Source organism: Tsukamurella strandjordii (genome assembly GCF_039525985.1).
GTDB lineage: Bacteria > Actinomycetota > Actinomycetes > Mycobacteriales > Mycobacteriaceae > Tsukamurella > Tsukamurella strandjordii.
Window position 1 is genome coordinate 204,745 of the sequence record NZ_BAAAII010000006.1, and the last position, 14,537, is coordinate 219,281.

Consider the following 14,537-nt stretch of genomic DNA (forward strand, 5'->3'; position numbering starts at 1 on the left):
GGCGTCGCGTGGATCAGCCGGCGTCGAAGGCCCGCGCCCGCAGCGACCGGACGACGCCGTCGCGGCCCTCCAGAACCAGACGGCGCAGCGCCGACGGGTGCTCCCCGGCCAGCCACGCGTCGGCGGCGGCCACGGCACCGTCGGAGATGTCCCAGCTGGGGTACAGGCCGATCACCACGGTCTGCGCCACCTCGGACGACCGGCGGCTCCACACCTCGTCGATCGCGGCGAAGTAGCGCGCGGTGAACGGGGCCAGCAGCTCGGCCTGCCCCGGTGCCGCGATGCCCGCGGAGATCGCGCGCGTCATGGTGTTGGAGATCGAATCGTCGCCGAAGACCTTCTCCCAGGCCTCCTCCTTGACCCGGCCGTCCGGACGCGCCGCCAGCGCGGTCGCCGCCGCCCGCTCACCGGCCGCCGTGGGATCGCGCAGCACCTCGGCCTCGATCTCATCGGCCGTGAGCGCACCCGAGCGCGCCAGAGCGTTCACCAGCCGCCAGCGCAGATCCGTATCCACCGACAGTCCCGCGAGCCCCACCGAGGCGGGATCGGCACCGTCGAACAGCGACCGCAGCACCTGCACCTGGTCGGTGCCCAGCGCCGAGGTGGCGAGCGCGTTGACGAAGGCCAGCTGGAAGTCGGAACCGGCCTCCGCATCGCGGGCCAGCTGGAGCAGGCCCGAGGCCAGGCGGTCCCGCCCCTCCGCCGCGGACCAGGCCGGATCGGCGTACGACTCGACGGCGGTCTGGGCCTGCAGCACCACGCGCTGCACCACTCCGACCTCGGTCTCGGCGCCGATGCCGCCCAGCACCAGCGTCACGAAATCGCGGGCCTTCATCTCGGCCTGCCGAGTCATCTCCCACGCGGCCGACCAGCCCAGGGTGCGGGGGAGCGAATCGGCGATATCGGCGATCCGGTTCGTGACCGTGGCCAGCGACACCGGGTCCAGCCGCACCGAGCAGTAGGTCAGATCGTCGTCGTTGATCAGCACCAGCTCGCCCCGGTCAACGCCCACCAGCTCGGCCACATCGGTGCGCTCGCCCTCGACGTCGAGCTCGACCCGCTTCGTGCGCACCAGCTTGCCGCCCTGATCGGCGTACACGCCCACGGCCAGACGGTGCGTGCGGGTCTCGCCGGCACCGGGCTGCGCGCCCTCCTGGACGATGGTGAACCGGGTGAACCGGCCCTGATCGTCCAGCTCGAAGTCCGGGCGCAGGATGTTGATGCCGGTGGTCTTGAGCCACTGCGCACCCCAGCCGGACAGATCGCGGCCGGACGAGGCCTCCAGTGCCCGCAGCAGGTCGTCGAAGGTGGCGTTGCCGAACTTGTGCTCGGCGAAGTAGGCGCGCAGGCCGGCCAGGAAGGGATCGAGGCCCACGTACGCGACGAGTTGCTTGAGCACCGAGGCGCCCTTGGCGTAGGTGATGCCGTCGAAGTTGACCTCGACGGCCTGCAGGTCCGGGATGTCCGCGGCCACGGGGTGCGTCGACGGGAGCTGGTCCTGCCGGTAGGCCCACGACTTCTCGACGTTCGCGAAGGTGGTCCACGCGGAGGTGTACTCGGTAGCCTCCGCCTGGCTGAGCACCGAGGCGAAGGTCGCGAACGACTCGTTCAGCCACAGGTCGTCCCACCAGCGCATGGTCACCAGGTCGCCGAACCACATGTGCGCCATCTCGTGCAGCACGGTCTCGCAGCGCCGCTCGTACAGGTACCGCGTGACCTTCGAGCGGAAGACGTAGTCCTCCAGGAAGGTCACGGCGCCCGCGTTCTCCATCGCGCCCGCGTTGAACTCGGGCACGAACAGCTGGTCGTACTTGCCGAAGGCGTAGGGGATGCCGAAGTTCTTGTGGTAGAAGCCGAAACCCTGCTTGGTCTCGGTGAACAGCCGCTCCGGGTCCATGTGCTCGGCGAGGCTCGCGCGGCAGAACAGCCGCAGGTCGATGGTGCCGTGCTCGTCGGTGTACGCGTCTTTCCACACCGCGTACGGTCCGGCGATGAGGGCCACCAGGTAGGTCGACATCGGCTCCGTGGTCACGAAGGTCCACCGCTGCGCCCCGGTGGCGAGCGTCGCCGTGGCGGACTCGGCGCCGTTGCTCACCACGGTCCAGGACGACGGCGCCGTGACCGTCACGTCGAAGACGGCCTTGAGGTCGGGCTGGTCGAAGCACGCGAACATCCGCTTGGCGTCGGCGGTTTCGAACTGCGAGTACAGGTACACCGCATCGTCGGTCGGATCGGTGAAGCGGTGCAGGCCCTCGCCGGTGTTCGAGTAGTGGAACCGGCCGGAGACCACGAGCTCGTTCTGCTCCGCCAGACCGGTCAGGCGCAGGCCCTGCTCCTCGGTGTAGCCGGAAACGTCCACCGGTGCCCCGTTGAGCGTGGCGGTCACGTCCGAGGCGATCAGATCGATGAAGGTCTCGGCCCCGGCCGTGGCGCCGAAGGTGATCGTGGTCGTGGAACCGAAGGTGCCGGTACCGGGGGAGTTCGACCCGTCGGTGAGGTCGAGGTCGATGGCGTAGCGGGCCACATCGATGATGCTCGCGCGCTCGGCGGCCTGGACCTGGGTGAGATTGGGGGCGGACAAGGGCGACGCTCCTTCATGCTCGTACACGGACTACTTCGGCTCGGCTCCACAATGCCACCTCGCACCGTCGTGCGCGTGCGCGGGAAGCGGTTGGGGGTGCCGTGCGTTGGACGTAGTGCAAGAGGTGCCGTCGAATCCGTTCGCCCTAGGAGAATCCGTGACAGAAACCGCCCCGACCACCCCGTCCCGGGACCGCGTCGACTTCTGGTTCGACCCGCTGTGTCCGTGGTGTTGGATCACCTCCCGCTGGATCCTGGAGGTCGAGAAGGTCCGCGACATCGACGTGAACTTCCACGTGATGAGTCTCGCCGTGCTCAATGAGGGCCGCGACGACCTGCCGGAGATCTACCGCGAGCTGATGACGACGGCGTGGGGCCCGGTGCGCGTCCTGATCGCCGCCGCCCAGCGGCACGGCGATCAGGTGCTCGCGCCGCTGTACACCGCGCTCGGCACCCGTATCCACAATCGCGGTGAGAAGGACAACGCAGCGATCATCGCCGAGTCGCTCGCCGAGGCGGGTCTGGAGCCCGACCTCGCGGAGGCGGCGACGAGCACCGAGTACGACGAGGCCCTGCGCGCCAGCCATCACGCGGGCATGGACAAGGTGGGGCCCGATGTGGGCACGCCGACGATCCACGTCAACGGCGTCGCCTTCTTCGGCCCCGTGCTCTCGCGCATTCCGCGCGGTGAGGTCGCCGGAAAGGTGTGGGACGGAACGGTTCTGCTGGCGAGCTACCCGCACTTCTTCGAGCTGAAGCGCACTCGTCACGAGGACCCGCAGTTCGACTGACCCCCGACGATCGGCCGTACGACGACGAAACCCCCGGTTCGACCGTGAACCGGGGGTTTCGTGTGTCGCCGCTAGGACGCGGGCGGCGCCGGGGGAGCCGGCGGCGTCGGAGGGGTCTGATCCGGGCCCTGCTGGGGCGGGACCTGCCCCTGCGGGACCTGTCCCTGATGGGGCGGCAGCGCGTGTGCCGGGTGCCCGCCGGGCGGCAGCTGGTGCGCCGGCTGCTGGCCGGGTGCCGGCGCCAGCACCTCCTGCGTGTTGAACGTGGGCACGGGACCCGAGGGGACCACGGCGCCGCCGCCGACCCCGCGGACCGTCTGGCCCGGGGCGAAGAACAGCGACCCCGCCTTGGTGCGGTTGCGCAGCGCGGCGGCGCGCCAGGTGAGCACCGGGTGCGAGGCCATGAGGTTCACCAGCCAGGTGAAGAAGCCGCGGTCGGTGGTGGCCCGGTCGGCGAGCTGATCGAAGTCGATCTGCTTGCCGAGGTACTTGCCGGCGCCCAGCAGACCCATGCCGCCGGTGACGCCCGAGGGCTGGTTGAAGTAGCCGTAGTTGTCGGCGGTGTACTCCTGCGAGCGGGACAGCGCCGGACCGATCACGGGGAGGTAGCTCATCGCGAACGAGCCGATCTGCCGCCAGTAGGACACGTGGCCGGCGGCGATGTGGCCCACCTCGTGGCCGATGATGTACGCGAGGGCCTCGGGGTCGCGGGCCTTGCCGCCGATCTCGAACAGGTCGCTGTAGACCACCACGAACCGGCGGAAGGTGTGGCCGGAGGCGAAGGCGTTGATCTGGCCGTTGCCGATCACCACGAAGGCGTCGGGCACCTCGCGCAGGCCGTAGCGGGCCGCGGCGTCGCGCACGATCTGATAGCCCTCGGGGAACTGCGTGGGCGTCATCTGAATGCCCTGCACGCGCGGGCTGGCCCAGTTCAGGCCTCGGCCGATGAACAGGATCAGCGGGAGTGCGAGCACCACCAGCGCGTACGAGCTCAGCGAACCGAGCAGCACCAGGACCAGCGAGCCCACGTAGATCACAGCGGTCGTGAGGATCACCAGGATCAGCAGCGGGATCTCACCCGGGTGTCGGCGGGGCGCGTCCGCGTAGCGCGGCGGCTGGTACGCGGGGGCGACGGGGCCGCCCGGGTACTGCGGCGGGACGGTGCCCTGCGTGTGCCCGGCGGTGACCGCCGGATCGTGCGCACCGAGATGCGGCAGCGCGTGGTGCGGCACGTTGCTGTGCTGCTCGGTGGGGAAGTCCGCCGCGGGGAAGGCCGCGGTGGTGGCGTCCGATCCGGCGTCGGTCCCACCGGTGCCGCTCGGCTGGACGACCGGGAACGTGCCGGTGGCGGGCATGCTCGTCGAGTCCGTTCCGAAGGCGGAGCCGGTGCTGCGGGCGGACTCGGTGGGGGCGGAACCGTCGTCCGGTTTCCCGCCCGGGGTCTGCTCGGTGCTGTCATCCATGCCATCGAATCTAGGCTGTGCCGCCGTCGAGCGCTAAGGCGACGCGTGCAAAACTTGTATTCATGCGCGTTTACCTCGGCGGCGACCACGCCGGATTCGAACTCAAGTCCCAGATCGCTCAGCACCTGACCGACGCCGGCCACGAGGTGGTCGACTGCGGTGCCCACACCTACGACGCCCTCGACGACTACCCTGCGTTCTGCATCGATGCGGCCAAGCGCGTCGTCGCCGATCCGGGCAGCCTCGGCATCGTGCTCGGCGGCAGCGGCAACGGCGAGCAGATCGCCGCGAACAAGGTCCCCGGGGCGCGCTGCGCGCTGGCGTGGAGCGTGGAGACCGCGCAGCTGGCGCGCCAGCACAACAACGCGCAGCTGATCGGCCTGGGCGGCCGCATGCACAGTGTCGACGAGGCCCTTGCCATCGTGGACGCCTTCCTCGCCACCCCGTGGTCGGACGAGGAGCGCCACCAGCGCCGCATCGACATCCTCTCCGAGTACGAGCGGACCGGTGTCGCGCCGGCCGTTCCCGGCTCGCCCGAGGCCTAATTGCCCGAGGGGCACACACTCCATCGGCTCGCCCTCGCCCACGACGCATTGTTCGCGGGCGAGGGCGTTCACGTCTCCAGCCCCCAGGGGCGATTCGCCCCGGAGGCCGCCCGACTCGACGGCCGCGTCTTCGAACGCGCCGACTCCTGGGGCAAGCACCTGTGGCACCGCTATGCCGGTGGCGCGATCGTGCACGTGCACCTGGGGCTGTACGGCTCCTTCACCGAGTTCGACCTGATCGACGGTGCCGCGCCCGCTCCGGTCGGCCAGGTGCGCATGCGCATCGTCGGGCCGAACGGCGGCACCGACCTGCGCGGGCCCACGGCGTGCCAGCTCGTCTCGGAGGAGCAGGTCGACGATGTGCTCGCCCGCCTCGGGCCCGACCCGCTGCGCGCCGAGTCCGATCCCGACGACGCGTGGCGGCCGATCAGCCGCTCCCGCCGCCCGATCGGGGCACTGCTCATGGACCAGAAGGTGCTCGCGGGCGTCGGGAACGTCTACCGGGCCGAGGTGCTCTACCGCGCCGGCATCGACCCGCACCGCGAGGGCCGGAGCCTGTCCCGCGACGAGTTCGACGGGATCTGGGCCGACCTGGTGGCCCTCATGCCGATCGGCGTCGAGCGCGGGCGGATGCACGTGGTGCGCGCCGAGGACGACCACGGCGCACCCTCGTACGCGCCCGACCGCCCCAGGACCTACGTCTACCGGCGCACCGGCGAGCCCTGCCGGGTGTGCGGAACGCCGGTGCGCACCGCGACGATGGAGGCCCGCAACCTCTACTGGTGTCCCACCTGTCAGTCCTGACTGTGCCGCCGTCGAGCCTGTGACCTGCACTGTTATCTGCGACACATCACGGATTCCTTAACTGCTTCTTCAGGCCCCGTTCAGGTGGGCCGACAAGAGTCGGAGTCATGGACGCGGTCACCGTTCCCACCAAGCAGGCTCGGCACCTGGCAAGCCCGGGCCGGGCGGAGATCACCGTGCTCGCGGTCGGCGGGACGGGCGAGTCGGCGATCGACGACGTCCGTACCGAGGTCACCGGCATGCTCAGCCACGTGGTCGCCGAGCTCGACGAACGCTTCGCCGCCCGCTGGGTGGGCTATCCGGCCTCGTACGGTCCGGTCCCCGCCCGGGACGGCATCTCCTTCGCCGAGTCGGTGGCGATCGGCGTCGAGCGGCTCACCGCCGCGATCGCCGAGACCGATGGGCCGGTCGCGCTGATCGGCTACTCGCAGGGCTGCACCGTGGTGCGTCGGGTGCTGGGCGCACTGGCCACCGGCGAACTCGTCGCGCCGAACGTGGCGGCGGCGGGCCTGGTCTCCGACCCCGAACGCCCCCGGGGCAGTGACCCCGCGCTCGCCGGATCAGGGGTGGCGGGCGACGGTCCGCCCATCCCGGATGACTTTCCGGTGCAGTGGATCTCGCATCCGCAGGACGTGATCTGCAATGCCAGCATCGACTCCTTCGTCCGCGATATCGCCGACGCGACCGCACTGCTCACACTGCGGGATCTGGCGACCTGGGCCCCGCGGGCGCTCGGCGGCTACCTCGGCGACAAGTTCCAGAACGCCACGCGCACCGCGTTCGGTTCGCAGCAGTGGCGCCGTGATGTGGTCCGGCTGCGCACCGCCGGTCGCGAGATCCTCGGGTACCTGCCACGGGTGAAGTTCCGGGGCCGGGACTACAACCTGCGCGGCAGCAGGCACGTGGCGTACGCGACCGAACCGCTGACCCGGCTGCGCCACGAGGACTACCAGCTGACGGGCTGTGAGCTGCTGGCCCAGTGGCTGCAGGTGCAGGCGACCTTTGCGATCCGGGCCCCGCGCAGCGGTGCGGACGAGCGTGCTGGTCTATTGTCGGAGAAGTATTCCGAAGCAGGCTGACCCCGGAGGTTGAAGCTCGTGGCACGTGACACCGAGAGCATCGAGCGCGACATCGAGCGCGCCCGTGAGCAGTTGGCGGCGACGCTGGATCAGCTGGGTGAGCGCGCGGACCCCAAGAAGCTGGCCGCCCAGGCGCAGCAGTCGGTGGTCTCCACGCTGACCAAGCCGCCCGTGCTGGCCGCGGCCGCCGGGGTGGCGCTGCTCGCCGTGCTCGCCGTGGGATCGCGGTTCAAGCGCGGCCGTCGCGAGAAGAAGATCATCCGCGCGCTGGCCGACGGGAAGATCTCGATCTGATCCGCGCGATCCGGGCCCGGCCCGGCAGGACAGCGATCAAGGGCGGTGCCGGTATCGGCGCCGCCCTTGTCGTCTCCGTCCTAGTGGCGGGGTGCAGCGAGCCGACGAGCGGCCCCACCCGCCTTCCCGACGGTTACCCCGCAGGCCAGGTCCCGGTGGTGGGGGAGATCCGCAAGGCCGAGACCATCGAGGTGGGCCACGTGATGTGGCGGATCACCGTGGCGGGTGACGACACCATCGCCGGTTCCCGTGCCCTGCTCGACGCCGGTCTGGCGCCGGTCGCCCCGAACGTGCCCCTCGACGCCGGCGCGGTGGGCGCGGTGTACCGCGGCCGCGGCTTCACTGTGGCCATCTCCTCGAACGCCGGAGATGTCACCTACGTGGTGAGCCCGACCCCCGGCGTCTGAGACGCCGCCGCCTCGCCCGAGACCGGCGCTACTCTGGATCCATGGAGATTCCGAAGGTGCTGGCGGCACCGGCCCGTCTTGGCCTCGCCGCGGCGGGTCTGGGCCTGGCCGCCGCCGAGCAGACCGCCGCGATGGCCCGCGATGTGGTGGGCATGGCCGCAGATCGGCTCGATCCCGAGGCGGACAAGGACGTGCGCCACGAGAACATCGTGACCGCGGTCCAGCGGGTTCCGTTCATCGTGCACCGCATGTCCGACCTGCTGAGCGCGGGCGGCGCGATCGACCGGCTGGTCGGTGAGCAGGGGGCCGGTCATCGCGTGGCGGACCTGTTCGACGAGGACGGCCCGGTGGACCGGGTGATCAAGCCCGGCGGACCGCTCGACCGGGCCACCCGCGAGGGCGGCATCGTGGAGACCTTCACCGCGGAGGACGGTGTGATGCAGCGGCTCGCCGATATGACCGACGCACTCAACCGCCTCACCCCCACGATCTCGGCGATGAATCAGCGGATCGTCGACATCGAGGGCGTGGTCGGTGCCGCCAACACCGTCGCCGAACCGGTGGGCGATCTGCTCTCGAGCCTGCCGAAGTTCGCGCTGCGCACCGCCAGCGAGGTGGCGCGGGCCGCCGGTCAGCCGCCGCGACGGGCGCGGCCCGCCGCTGTCGTGGACGCCGAGGTCGCCGAGATCGAGGTCACCGACGTCCGCGACGCCGGCGACCACTGACGCGCGTCACGTGTAGGACTTCGCGCATACCGTGTAGACGGGCTCATCGAAGGTGTACACCACGTCGCCGCCGGCCGAGCACCGCTTCGGGTCCTTGAATCCGGGGACCACGGAGACCACCGCGATGGTGCCGGGCTCGCCGCACCGCGGTGCGGCCTTGATCCACGTCCCCTGCACCGGGGTCGTGTAGCAGTAGTTCACATTGAGATTGGGTGTCAGGCAGTACCAGCGCTTGCCGTCGGGCAACGAGGCCTGCTTCTCCTGGCACTTCTCGCCGACCGGCATCACCTGCGTCACCTTGTACGGGGACCCGCCGTCGTCGCAGTTCCCGACCTTGGGCGATTCCGGCACGTCGTAGAGGCAGTCGTTGGGGCGGAACTGTGCGGGGGCGCTGTTGTTCGAGGCGGGTGCGGCCTTCTTGTCGTCGCCGTCCTTCGAGCCGCTCAACAGCGCCGCCACCACGATCGCCGCGGTGAGTGCGACGACGGCGGCCGCCGCGACCAGACCCACGATCACGTTGCGGCCCGAGTTCGGCTTCTGCGGGGGCGGCGGCGGAGCTCCGGGTACCGCGCCGGGAGCGGCCGGGCCGCGCGGGGGTGTCGGCAGCGGAATCGCCTGTGAGTACGCCTGACCCGATTCGTACCGCGGATCGTTCTGGTTACCCGGTCCGGTCATGCCCCTGCCTTCTCGCTCGCGGCCTTCTTCGCGGCGGCCTTCATCTCCTTCTTGTGCGTGCGCACCTTCTGAAGCGACTCGCCGTCCACCACATCGGCCACCGAGCGGTACCCGGCCTTGCCGTAGTCGCCCACCGCCGTGGCCCAGCCACGGGGCTTCACACCCAACTGCTTGCCGACGAGGGCGGCGAAGATCTTCGCCTTCTGCGCGCCGAACCCGGGCAGGGCCTCGACCCGTTTGACGAGATCGTCTCCCGACTTCGCCTCGGTCCAGATGCGTTCGGCCTCGCCGTCGTACTCGTCCACCACGATCTGTGCCAGCGCCTGCAGCCGCGCGGCCATGGCCCGGCCGTACCGGTGGATCGCCGGGGGCGTGGTGCACAGTTCCTCGAATCGGACCGGATCCGCTGCAGCGATGTCCCTCGGATCGATGCTGCCGAAGCGGTCGAGCACCTTCCACGGACCGGCGAAGGCCCGCTCCATGGGGAACTGCTGATCCAGCAGCATGCCCGCGAGCAGCGCGAACGGGTACTCGGAGAGGACGGCGTCCGACTCGGGTTCCCCCGTGATGTGCAAGGTGACGGCCATGCCGCCGAGTTTACCGAGCCGCGCCTTCCCGTACGCGGACCAACGCGGCGGATAGGCTGCTTCCATATCGGGACGCATGACGAGGAATCGAGGAGAAGCGAATGTCGGACATCGACTACGAGGTGCGCGACGAGGTCGCCTACGTGCGACTCAACCGCCCCGAGAAGCACAACGGCCTCACCCTGGACATGATCGACGATCTGGCGAAGGCGGCTGATCGCGCGAAGAACGACCGCTCGCTGCGCGCCGTGGTGATCAGCGGCGAGGGCAGCTCGTTCAGCTCCGGTCTGGACTTCGCCTCGGCAGGCAAGGAGCAGCGTCGCCTGTTCATGAACTTCGTGCCCAAGCGCATCTCGGCCGCGAACAACTTCCAGGCCGCGGGCTGGGCGTGGCGCAGCGTGCCGGCGCCGGTGATCGCCGTGGTGCGCGGGCACTGCTACGGCGGCGGCCTGCAGATCGCGCTGGGCGCGGACTTCCGGTTCGCATCGAGCGAATCCGATTTCTCGATCCTCGAGGCGAAGTGGGGCCTGATCCCCGACATGTCGCTGTCGGCGTCGATCGCGCAGCTCACCACGATCGATCTCGCGAAGCGGCTCACCATGACCGGTGAGATGTTCACCGCGAAGCAGGCGCTCGAGTGGGGTCTGGTGACCGGCGTCTCCGCCGATCCGATGAAGGACGCCCTCGCGCTCATCGCGAAGCTCAAGGAGCGGTCGCCCGATGCGGTCGCCGCTTCCAAGGCGCTGTTCGAGAACACCTGGTACAGCGGCTCGCGGCTGTCCTTCCCGGTGGAGCAGGCGCTGCAGCTGGGTCTGCTGCGCGGCAAGAACCACGCGATCGCCCGGAACGCGGCGATCAAGAAGGAGAAGCCGGACTTCGTCGAGCGGTCCTGATCCCGCTCAGCCGCGCGGCCGGACCACGCCGTTGTCGAAGGCCCACACGATGGCCTCCGCGCGGTTGCGCACGCCGAGCTTGGTGAAGATCGATCCGATGTGGCTCTTCACGGTCACGATCGAGATCACCAGCTCGGCGGCGATGTCGTCGTTCGAGAGACCGCGGCCGACGAGCGCCAGCACATCGGCCTCCCGGGCGGTGAGCGGATCCGGCGCCGTGGGCGGGGTGGTGTCGGATTCCTGTGCGGCGCGGTAGGTCTGCAGGACCCGGCCGGTGACGGCGGGGTCGAGGACGGCCTCGCCCGCCGCGACCAGCCGGACCGCTCGGATCAGCTCCTCCGCGGGTGAGTCCTTCAGCACGAATCCCGCGGCCCCCGCCCGGAGCGCGGACGAGAGCAGGTCGTCGTCGCGGAACGTGGTGAGCACCAGCACCGGCGGCGCGTCCACCTGCGCGGCCAGCCGCCGAGTGGCCTCCATACCGCTGGTGCGCTTCATCCGAAGATCCATGAGCACCACATCGGGCCGCGCTGCGGCCACGGCGTCGGGAACCTCATCGCCGTCGGCGCATTCGGCGACCACCTCGAAGCCGTCGCGCCGCCGCAGGATCCGGCGCAGGCCCACGCGCACTAGGTCCTGATCGTCCACCAGCACCAGCCGGATCGGCTCGTCGGTCATCGGTTCTCCTCGGCCGTCGGGAAGGTGGCGGCCACCAGCCAGATTCCGTGCACGGGACCCGCTTCGAGCGTGCCGCCCGCGCTCTCCACCCGGGCACGCATTCCCGCCAGGCCCGAGCCGCCGGGGGAGCGCCGCGCACCGTCGGGCACGGGACAGCTGACCCGGATCGAGACACCCCGCCCCGGCTCGGGAGCGACGGCGACGTCCACTCGGGCGCCCGGGGCGTGTTTCACGGCGTTGGCGAGCGACTCCTGGACCACGCGGAAGGCGGCGAGGCCGCTGCTCGCCGGCAGCGGATCGGCGGGTGCCAGGAGGTCGAGTTCCACCGGCAGACCGGCGCGTTCGTAGGAGGCGACCAGTTCGGGGATGTCGGCGATCCCGGGCTGTGCGGCGTCACTGCCCTCGGTGCGGAGCAGCTCGATCGTGCGGCGGATGTCGTTCATCGCGGTGCGGCCCTGCGTCTCGGCGTCGCGCAGCGCATCGACGGCCTCGTCGCGGTCGTCGTCGGCTTCGAGGGACCGCCGGGCGGCCGTGACGTTGAGCAGGACCACGGCGAGTGAGTGCGCGACCACGTCGTGCACCTCGCCGGCGATCGTCGCTCGGTCCAGCGAGATCCGTGCGGCCTGCGCATCGCGTTCGGCCCGCAGGAGCAGCAGCTGGTTCTGCAGCAGTCGGCCGACGGCGGCGCCGAACGCGACGGTGAATCCGATGAGCCAGGCCTGGTGGATCGCCCCGGTGAGTCCGGCGCCGAGGACCAACGCCTCGTACGCGATGAGGTGCAGCGCCGTGGTCCTCGACCGCGAGACCGCGGCCACCTGGGTCATGCCGAGCACAACGATGAGCGGGACCACGTCGTACGGGGTGTACACCGTCCAGAACAGGGCTGAGGTGGCGATGGTGACCGCGGTGTGGGCGGTGATCGACACGGTTCCGGCGCGGATCAGTGCGGCCTCCATGTGCGCGGCCGACAGTACGACCGCGGCGATCAGCCAGATCCATTGCTGCCCCTGCGGTCCGGCGAGGAATCGGGGTACCGCGGCACCGATGGTCAGCGCCACCATCGCCGACTCGGTGATCAGCATGTAGTACGGCGGGTACTCGTAGCCGAGCCGGGCCAGCACCGTGCGGTACCGCGCCTCCAGCCATCTCAGCCCGCGCATGCGATGGATCGTAGCCTCCGGTGCAAGCTCCGTCGCCCGTCCTGGGGCGGATCTTCGTCCCCTCCTCAGGACGGATGCCGAGTTCCTCCCTGAGCACGCTGACCTGCACGGGCACGGTCGATAGCGTCGAATGTGACCGCGAACACAGACCGCGGGCTCAGGAACGGAGTCGGAGATGCTCACTGTCTATCTCATCGTCGCCTTCATCGTCGTGCTGGCGTGGTTGACCCACGACAGCGACGGACTCGACTTCCGCGCGCGGGACCGGCACCGGGCTCAGGGGGAACGGGATTCGGGTGCGCGTGGCGCACGCGGACTCCTGGTCTGATCCGCCGGAGCCGCCCCGCGGAACGACGGCGTTCCGCACAATCGACGCAGGAGGACCTTCGATGACCACGACGCTCACCCGCACCATGACTCGCTCACTCGGCATCCCCGAGTACGCGTGGCACCTCCGTCCGGCGGACGCCGCGAGCGGTATCCGGTCGTCCGGCGAAACGGCGGACGAGGCCGGCCCGCTCGAATCGATCGCCGGCCTGGCACCGGCGCCGCGCGTCGCGGGCGACGCGGTGCGGACCTCGGTCGGATTCGTGCTCCGCGAGGGTGACCTGATGTTCCGCAGCACCGCCCGCCTCGGCGAGGTCTATCGGGCGGACTTCCTCGGAGGGCCGGGCCGGGCCGTGTTCCTCTCCAACCCGGCCCATATCGCGTCGGTGATGTCCGCTCCCGATCTCGCGCCGTCGGCCACGCGATTCTCGCCGCTGCGCCCCATCATCGGCCCGGATTCGGTGCTCACCTCGATCGGCGCCCGGCACAAACAACAACGCGGACTGCTGTTGCCGCAGTTCCACGGCCGTGCCGTGACCGCCTATCAGCAGCGGATCGAGGAGGCCACCGCCCATCGGATCGACGAGTGGCTTCCCGGGGAGCCGGTGGCCCTGGCCGATATCGGCCAGGCGATCACCCTGGACGTGATCATGTCCGCCGTCTTCGGGATCGAGGGGGCTTCGTCCGCGACGAGGGCCGAGACGGCGGTCCGCACGGCGATGGTGCGTCTGCTGCGGCTGTCGACGAAGAAGTTCGCTCCGCTCGTCCAACTGCTCAACGCCCGCAGTCCCGAACCGCGCGGTGTGCTCAAGCTGGTGCTCCGCCCGCTCGATCGGGCGATCTACGCGGTGATCGCCGAGCGCCGCCGCGAGGGGGCCGACGGTGCCGACGGCGCCGGACGCAGCGACATCCTCACCGTGCTCATGGCGTCACGTGGAGACAACGGTGCGCCGCTGTCGGACAGCGAGATCCGCGATGAGTTGTTGACCCTCGTGCTCGCCGGCCACGAGACCACCTCGAACAGCGTGGCGTGGACCTTCGAGCGGCTCACGCGCAATCCCGAGGTGTACGCGCGCGCCGTCGAGGCGGCACGCACCGGCGACGAGGCCTATATCGACGCGCTGCTCAACGAGTCGATGCGCAGCCGCCCGGTGGTCCCCGCAGTCGCGCGGGAGCTGCTGGCCCCCTGGCGGTTCGGCCCGTGGGCGGTGGACGAGGGCATCGTGGCGCTGGTGTCGATCCTGCTGCTGCACCACCGCGACGACCTGTACCCGCGGCCCTTCGCCTTCGACCCCGAGCGGTTCCTCGGCGTCCGCCCGTCGCCGCAGCGGCTGATGCCCTTCGGCGGCGGCAACCGGCGGTGCCTCGGCGCCGGTCTCGCACTCGCCGAACTGCGCGTGGTCGTCACCGAGATCCTCACGCGCACCGATCTCGCGATGACCGATGCGGCTCCGGAGCGCCCGCAGCACCGCAACGTCACCATGATCCCGGGCGACGGGGGATTGGTGACGGCGGTGGCGCGGCGCTGACGG

General features: G+C 70.4%; 16 protein-coding genes. 10 read left to right on the forward strand and 6 right to left on the reverse strand.

Going from position 1 to position 14,537, the window contains the following annotated elements:
• Nucleotides 1-13: 13 nt before the first annotated feature.
• Nucleotides 14-2,581, reverse strand: coding sequence for an aminopeptidase N (pepN, locus tag ABD108_RS12235; RefSeq protein ID WP_343930433.1), 2,568 nt, complete (start codon nt 2,579-2,581; stop codon nt 14-16).
• A gap of 157 nt (nt 2,582-2,738) precedes the next feature.
• Here pepN and ABD108_RS12240 point away from each other — a divergent pair, with 157 nt between their 5' ends.
• Complete coding sequence (locus tag ABD108_RS12240) at nt 2,739-3,371, forward strand: mycothiol-dependent nitroreductase Rv2466c family protein (protein WP_220659440.1); 633 nt, start codon at nt 2,739-2,741, stop codon at nt 3,369-3,371.
• Between the two features lie 71 nt (nt 3,372-3,442).
• Here the strand turns inward: ABD108_RS12240 and ABD108_RS12245 are convergent, their stop codons facing one another.
• Nucleotides 3,443-4,444 carry a M48 family metallopeptidase gene (locus tag ABD108_RS12245; protein WP_343930643.1) on the reverse strand — a complete coding sequence of 334 codons (1,002 nt, stop codon included), beginning with the start codon at nt 4,442-4,444 and terminating at the stop codon, nt 3,443-3,445.
• 452 nt (nt 4,445-4,896) lie between these two features.
• Between ABD108_RS12245 and ABD108_RS12250 the strand changes: the two genes are divergently transcribed.
• From ABD108_RS12250 to ABD108_RS12275, 6 genes are all read left to right on the forward strand, one after another.
• On the forward strand, nt 4,897-5,379 hold the full coding sequence (locus tag ABD108_RS12250) for a ribose-5-phosphate isomerase (protein ID WP_220659439.1): 483 nt from the start codon (nt 4,897-4,899) through the stop codon (nt 5,377-5,379).
• Nucleotides 5,380-6,183 (forward strand): Fpg/Nei family DNA glycosylase, encoded by an 804-nt coding sequence (locus ABD108_RS12255; RefSeq protein ID WP_343930434.1) that lies wholly within the window; start codon nt 5,380-5,382, stop codon nt 6,181-6,183. It abuts the gene before it with no gap.
• 107 nt (nt 6,184-6,290) lie between these two features.
• Nucleotides 6,291-7,262, forward strand: coding sequence for a PE-PPE domain-containing protein (locus tag ABD108_RS12260; protein WP_305111530.1), 972 nt, complete (start codon nt 6,291-6,293; stop codon nt 7,260-7,262).
• A gap of 18 nt (nt 7,263-7,280) precedes the next feature.
• The gene (locus tag ABD108_RS12265) at nt 7,281-7,556 is read left to right on the forward strand and encodes a DUF3618 domain-containing protein (RefSeq protein ID WP_305111531.1); all 276 of its coding nucleotides are present in this window, start codon (nt 7,281-7,283) and stop codon (nt 7,554-7,556) included.
• A gap of 83 nt (nt 7,557-7,639) precedes the next feature.
• Entirely contained in the window at nt 7,640-7,963 is a 324-nt protein-coding gene (locus ABD108_RS12270; protein WP_220659435.1) for a hypothetical protein, read from the forward strand.
• Between the two features lie 41 nt (nt 7,964-8,004).
• Nucleotides 8,005-8,688: a hypothetical protein gene (locus ABD108_RS12275; protein ID WP_305111533.1), complete on the forward strand. Its 684-nt coding sequence runs from the start codon at nt 8,005-8,007 to the stop codon at nt 8,686-8,688.
• 6 nt (nt 8,689-8,694) lie between these two features.
• On the opposite strand, the gene ABD108_RS12280 is transcribed toward ABD108_RS12275, so the two are convergent.
• Both ABD108_RS12280 and ABD108_RS12285 read right to left on the reverse strand, forming a co-directional pair.
• A complete protein-coding gene (locus ABD108_RS12280; protein WP_220659433.1) occupies nt 8,695-9,363 on the reverse strand; it encodes a hypothetical protein in 669 nt (222 codons plus the stop codon).
• A complete protein-coding gene (locus ABD108_RS12285; protein WP_220659432.1) occupies nt 9,360-9,950 on the reverse strand; it encodes an HhH-GPD-type base excision DNA repair protein in 591 nt (196 codons plus the stop codon). The genes ABD108_RS12280 and ABD108_RS12285 overlap by 4 nt, the downstream gene beginning before the upstream one ends.
• A gap of 101 nt (nt 9,951-10,051) precedes the next feature.
• Here ABD108_RS12285 and ABD108_RS12290 point away from each other — a divergent pair, with 101 nt between their 5' ends.
• The gene (locus ABD108_RS12290; RefSeq protein WP_220659431.1) at nt 10,052-10,843 is read left to right on the forward strand and encodes a crotonase/enoyl-CoA hydratase family protein; all 792 of its coding nucleotides are present in this window, start codon (nt 10,052-10,054) and stop codon (nt 10,841-10,843) included.
• Between the two features lie 6 nt (nt 10,844-10,849).
• On the opposite strand, the gene ABD108_RS12295 is transcribed toward ABD108_RS12290, so the two are convergent.
• Nucleotides 10,850-11,518 (reverse strand): response regulator transcription factor, encoded by a 669-nt coding sequence (locus ABD108_RS12295; RefSeq protein WP_220659430.1) that lies wholly within the window; start codon nt 11,516-11,518, stop codon nt 10,850-10,852.
• Nucleotides 11,515-12,678: a sensor histidine kinase gene (locus ABD108_RS12300; protein ID WP_343930435.1), complete on the reverse strand. Its 1,164-nt coding sequence runs from the start codon at nt 12,676-12,678 to the stop codon at nt 11,515-11,517. The genes ABD108_RS12295 and ABD108_RS12300 overlap by 4 nt, the downstream gene beginning before the upstream one ends.
• Nucleotides 12,679-12,853: 175 nt before the next feature.
• On the opposite strand from ABD108_RS12300, the gene ABD108_RS12305 reads away from it, so the two are divergent.
• Together ABD108_RS12305 and ABD108_RS12310 are read left to right on the forward strand one after the other, a co-directional pair.
• Nucleotides 12,854-13,006: a hypothetical protein gene (locus tag ABD108_RS12305; RefSeq protein WP_220659428.1), complete on the forward strand. Its 153-nt coding sequence runs from the start codon at nt 12,854-12,856 to the stop codon at nt 13,004-13,006.
• Between the two features lie 61 nt (nt 13,007-13,067).
• Complete coding sequence (locus tag ABD108_RS12310) at nt 13,068-14,534, forward strand: cytochrome P450 (protein WP_343930436.1); 1,467 nt, start codon at nt 13,068-13,070, stop codon at nt 14,532-14,534.
• Nucleotides 14,535-14,537: the final 3 nt, after the last annotated feature.

What these genes read in the sequence shown, in the direction of transcription:
- ABD108_RS12250 (WP_220659439.1), top strand. Translation starts at nt 4,897, where the DNA reads ATGCGCGTTTACCTCGGCGGCGACCACGCCGGATTCGAACTCAAGTCC.
- ABD108_RS12260 (WP_305111530.1), top strand. Translation starts at nt 6,291, where the DNA reads ATGGACGCGGTCACCGTTCCCACCAAGCAGGCTCGGCACCTGGCAAGC.
- ABD108_RS12275 (WP_305111533.1), top strand. Translation starts at nt 8,005, where the DNA reads ATGGAGATTCCGAAGGTGCTGGCGGCACCGGCCCGTCTTGGCCTCGCC.
- ABD108_RS12280 (WP_220659433.1), bottom strand. Translation starts at nt 9,363, where the DNA reads ATGACCGGACCGGGTAACCAGAACGATCCGCGGTACGAATCGGGTCAG.
- ABD108_RS12285 (WP_220659432.1), bottom strand. Translation starts at nt 9,950, where the DNA reads ATGGCCGTCACCTTGCACATCACGGGGGAACCCGAGTCGGACGCCGTC.
- ABD108_RS12290 (WP_220659431.1), top strand. Translation starts at nt 10,052, where the DNA reads ATGTCGGACATCGACTACGAGGTGCGCGACGAGGTCGCCTACGTGCGA.
- ABD108_RS12295 (WP_220659430.1), bottom strand. Translation starts at nt 11,518, where the DNA reads ATGACCGACGAGCCGATCCGGCTGGTGCTGGTGGACGATCAGGACCTA.
- ABD108_RS12300 (WP_343930435.1), bottom strand. Translation starts at nt 12,678, where the DNA reads ATGCGCGGGCTGAGATGGCTGGAGGCGCGGTACCGCACGGTGCTGGCC.
- ABD108_RS12305 (WP_220659428.1), top strand. Translation starts at nt 12,854, where the DNA reads ATGCTCACTGTCTATCTCATCGTCGCCTTCATCGTCGTGCTGGCGTGG.
- ABD108_RS12310 (WP_343930436.1), top strand. Translation starts at nt 13,068, where the DNA reads ATGACCACGACGCTCACCCGCACCATGACTCGCTCACTCGGCATCCCC.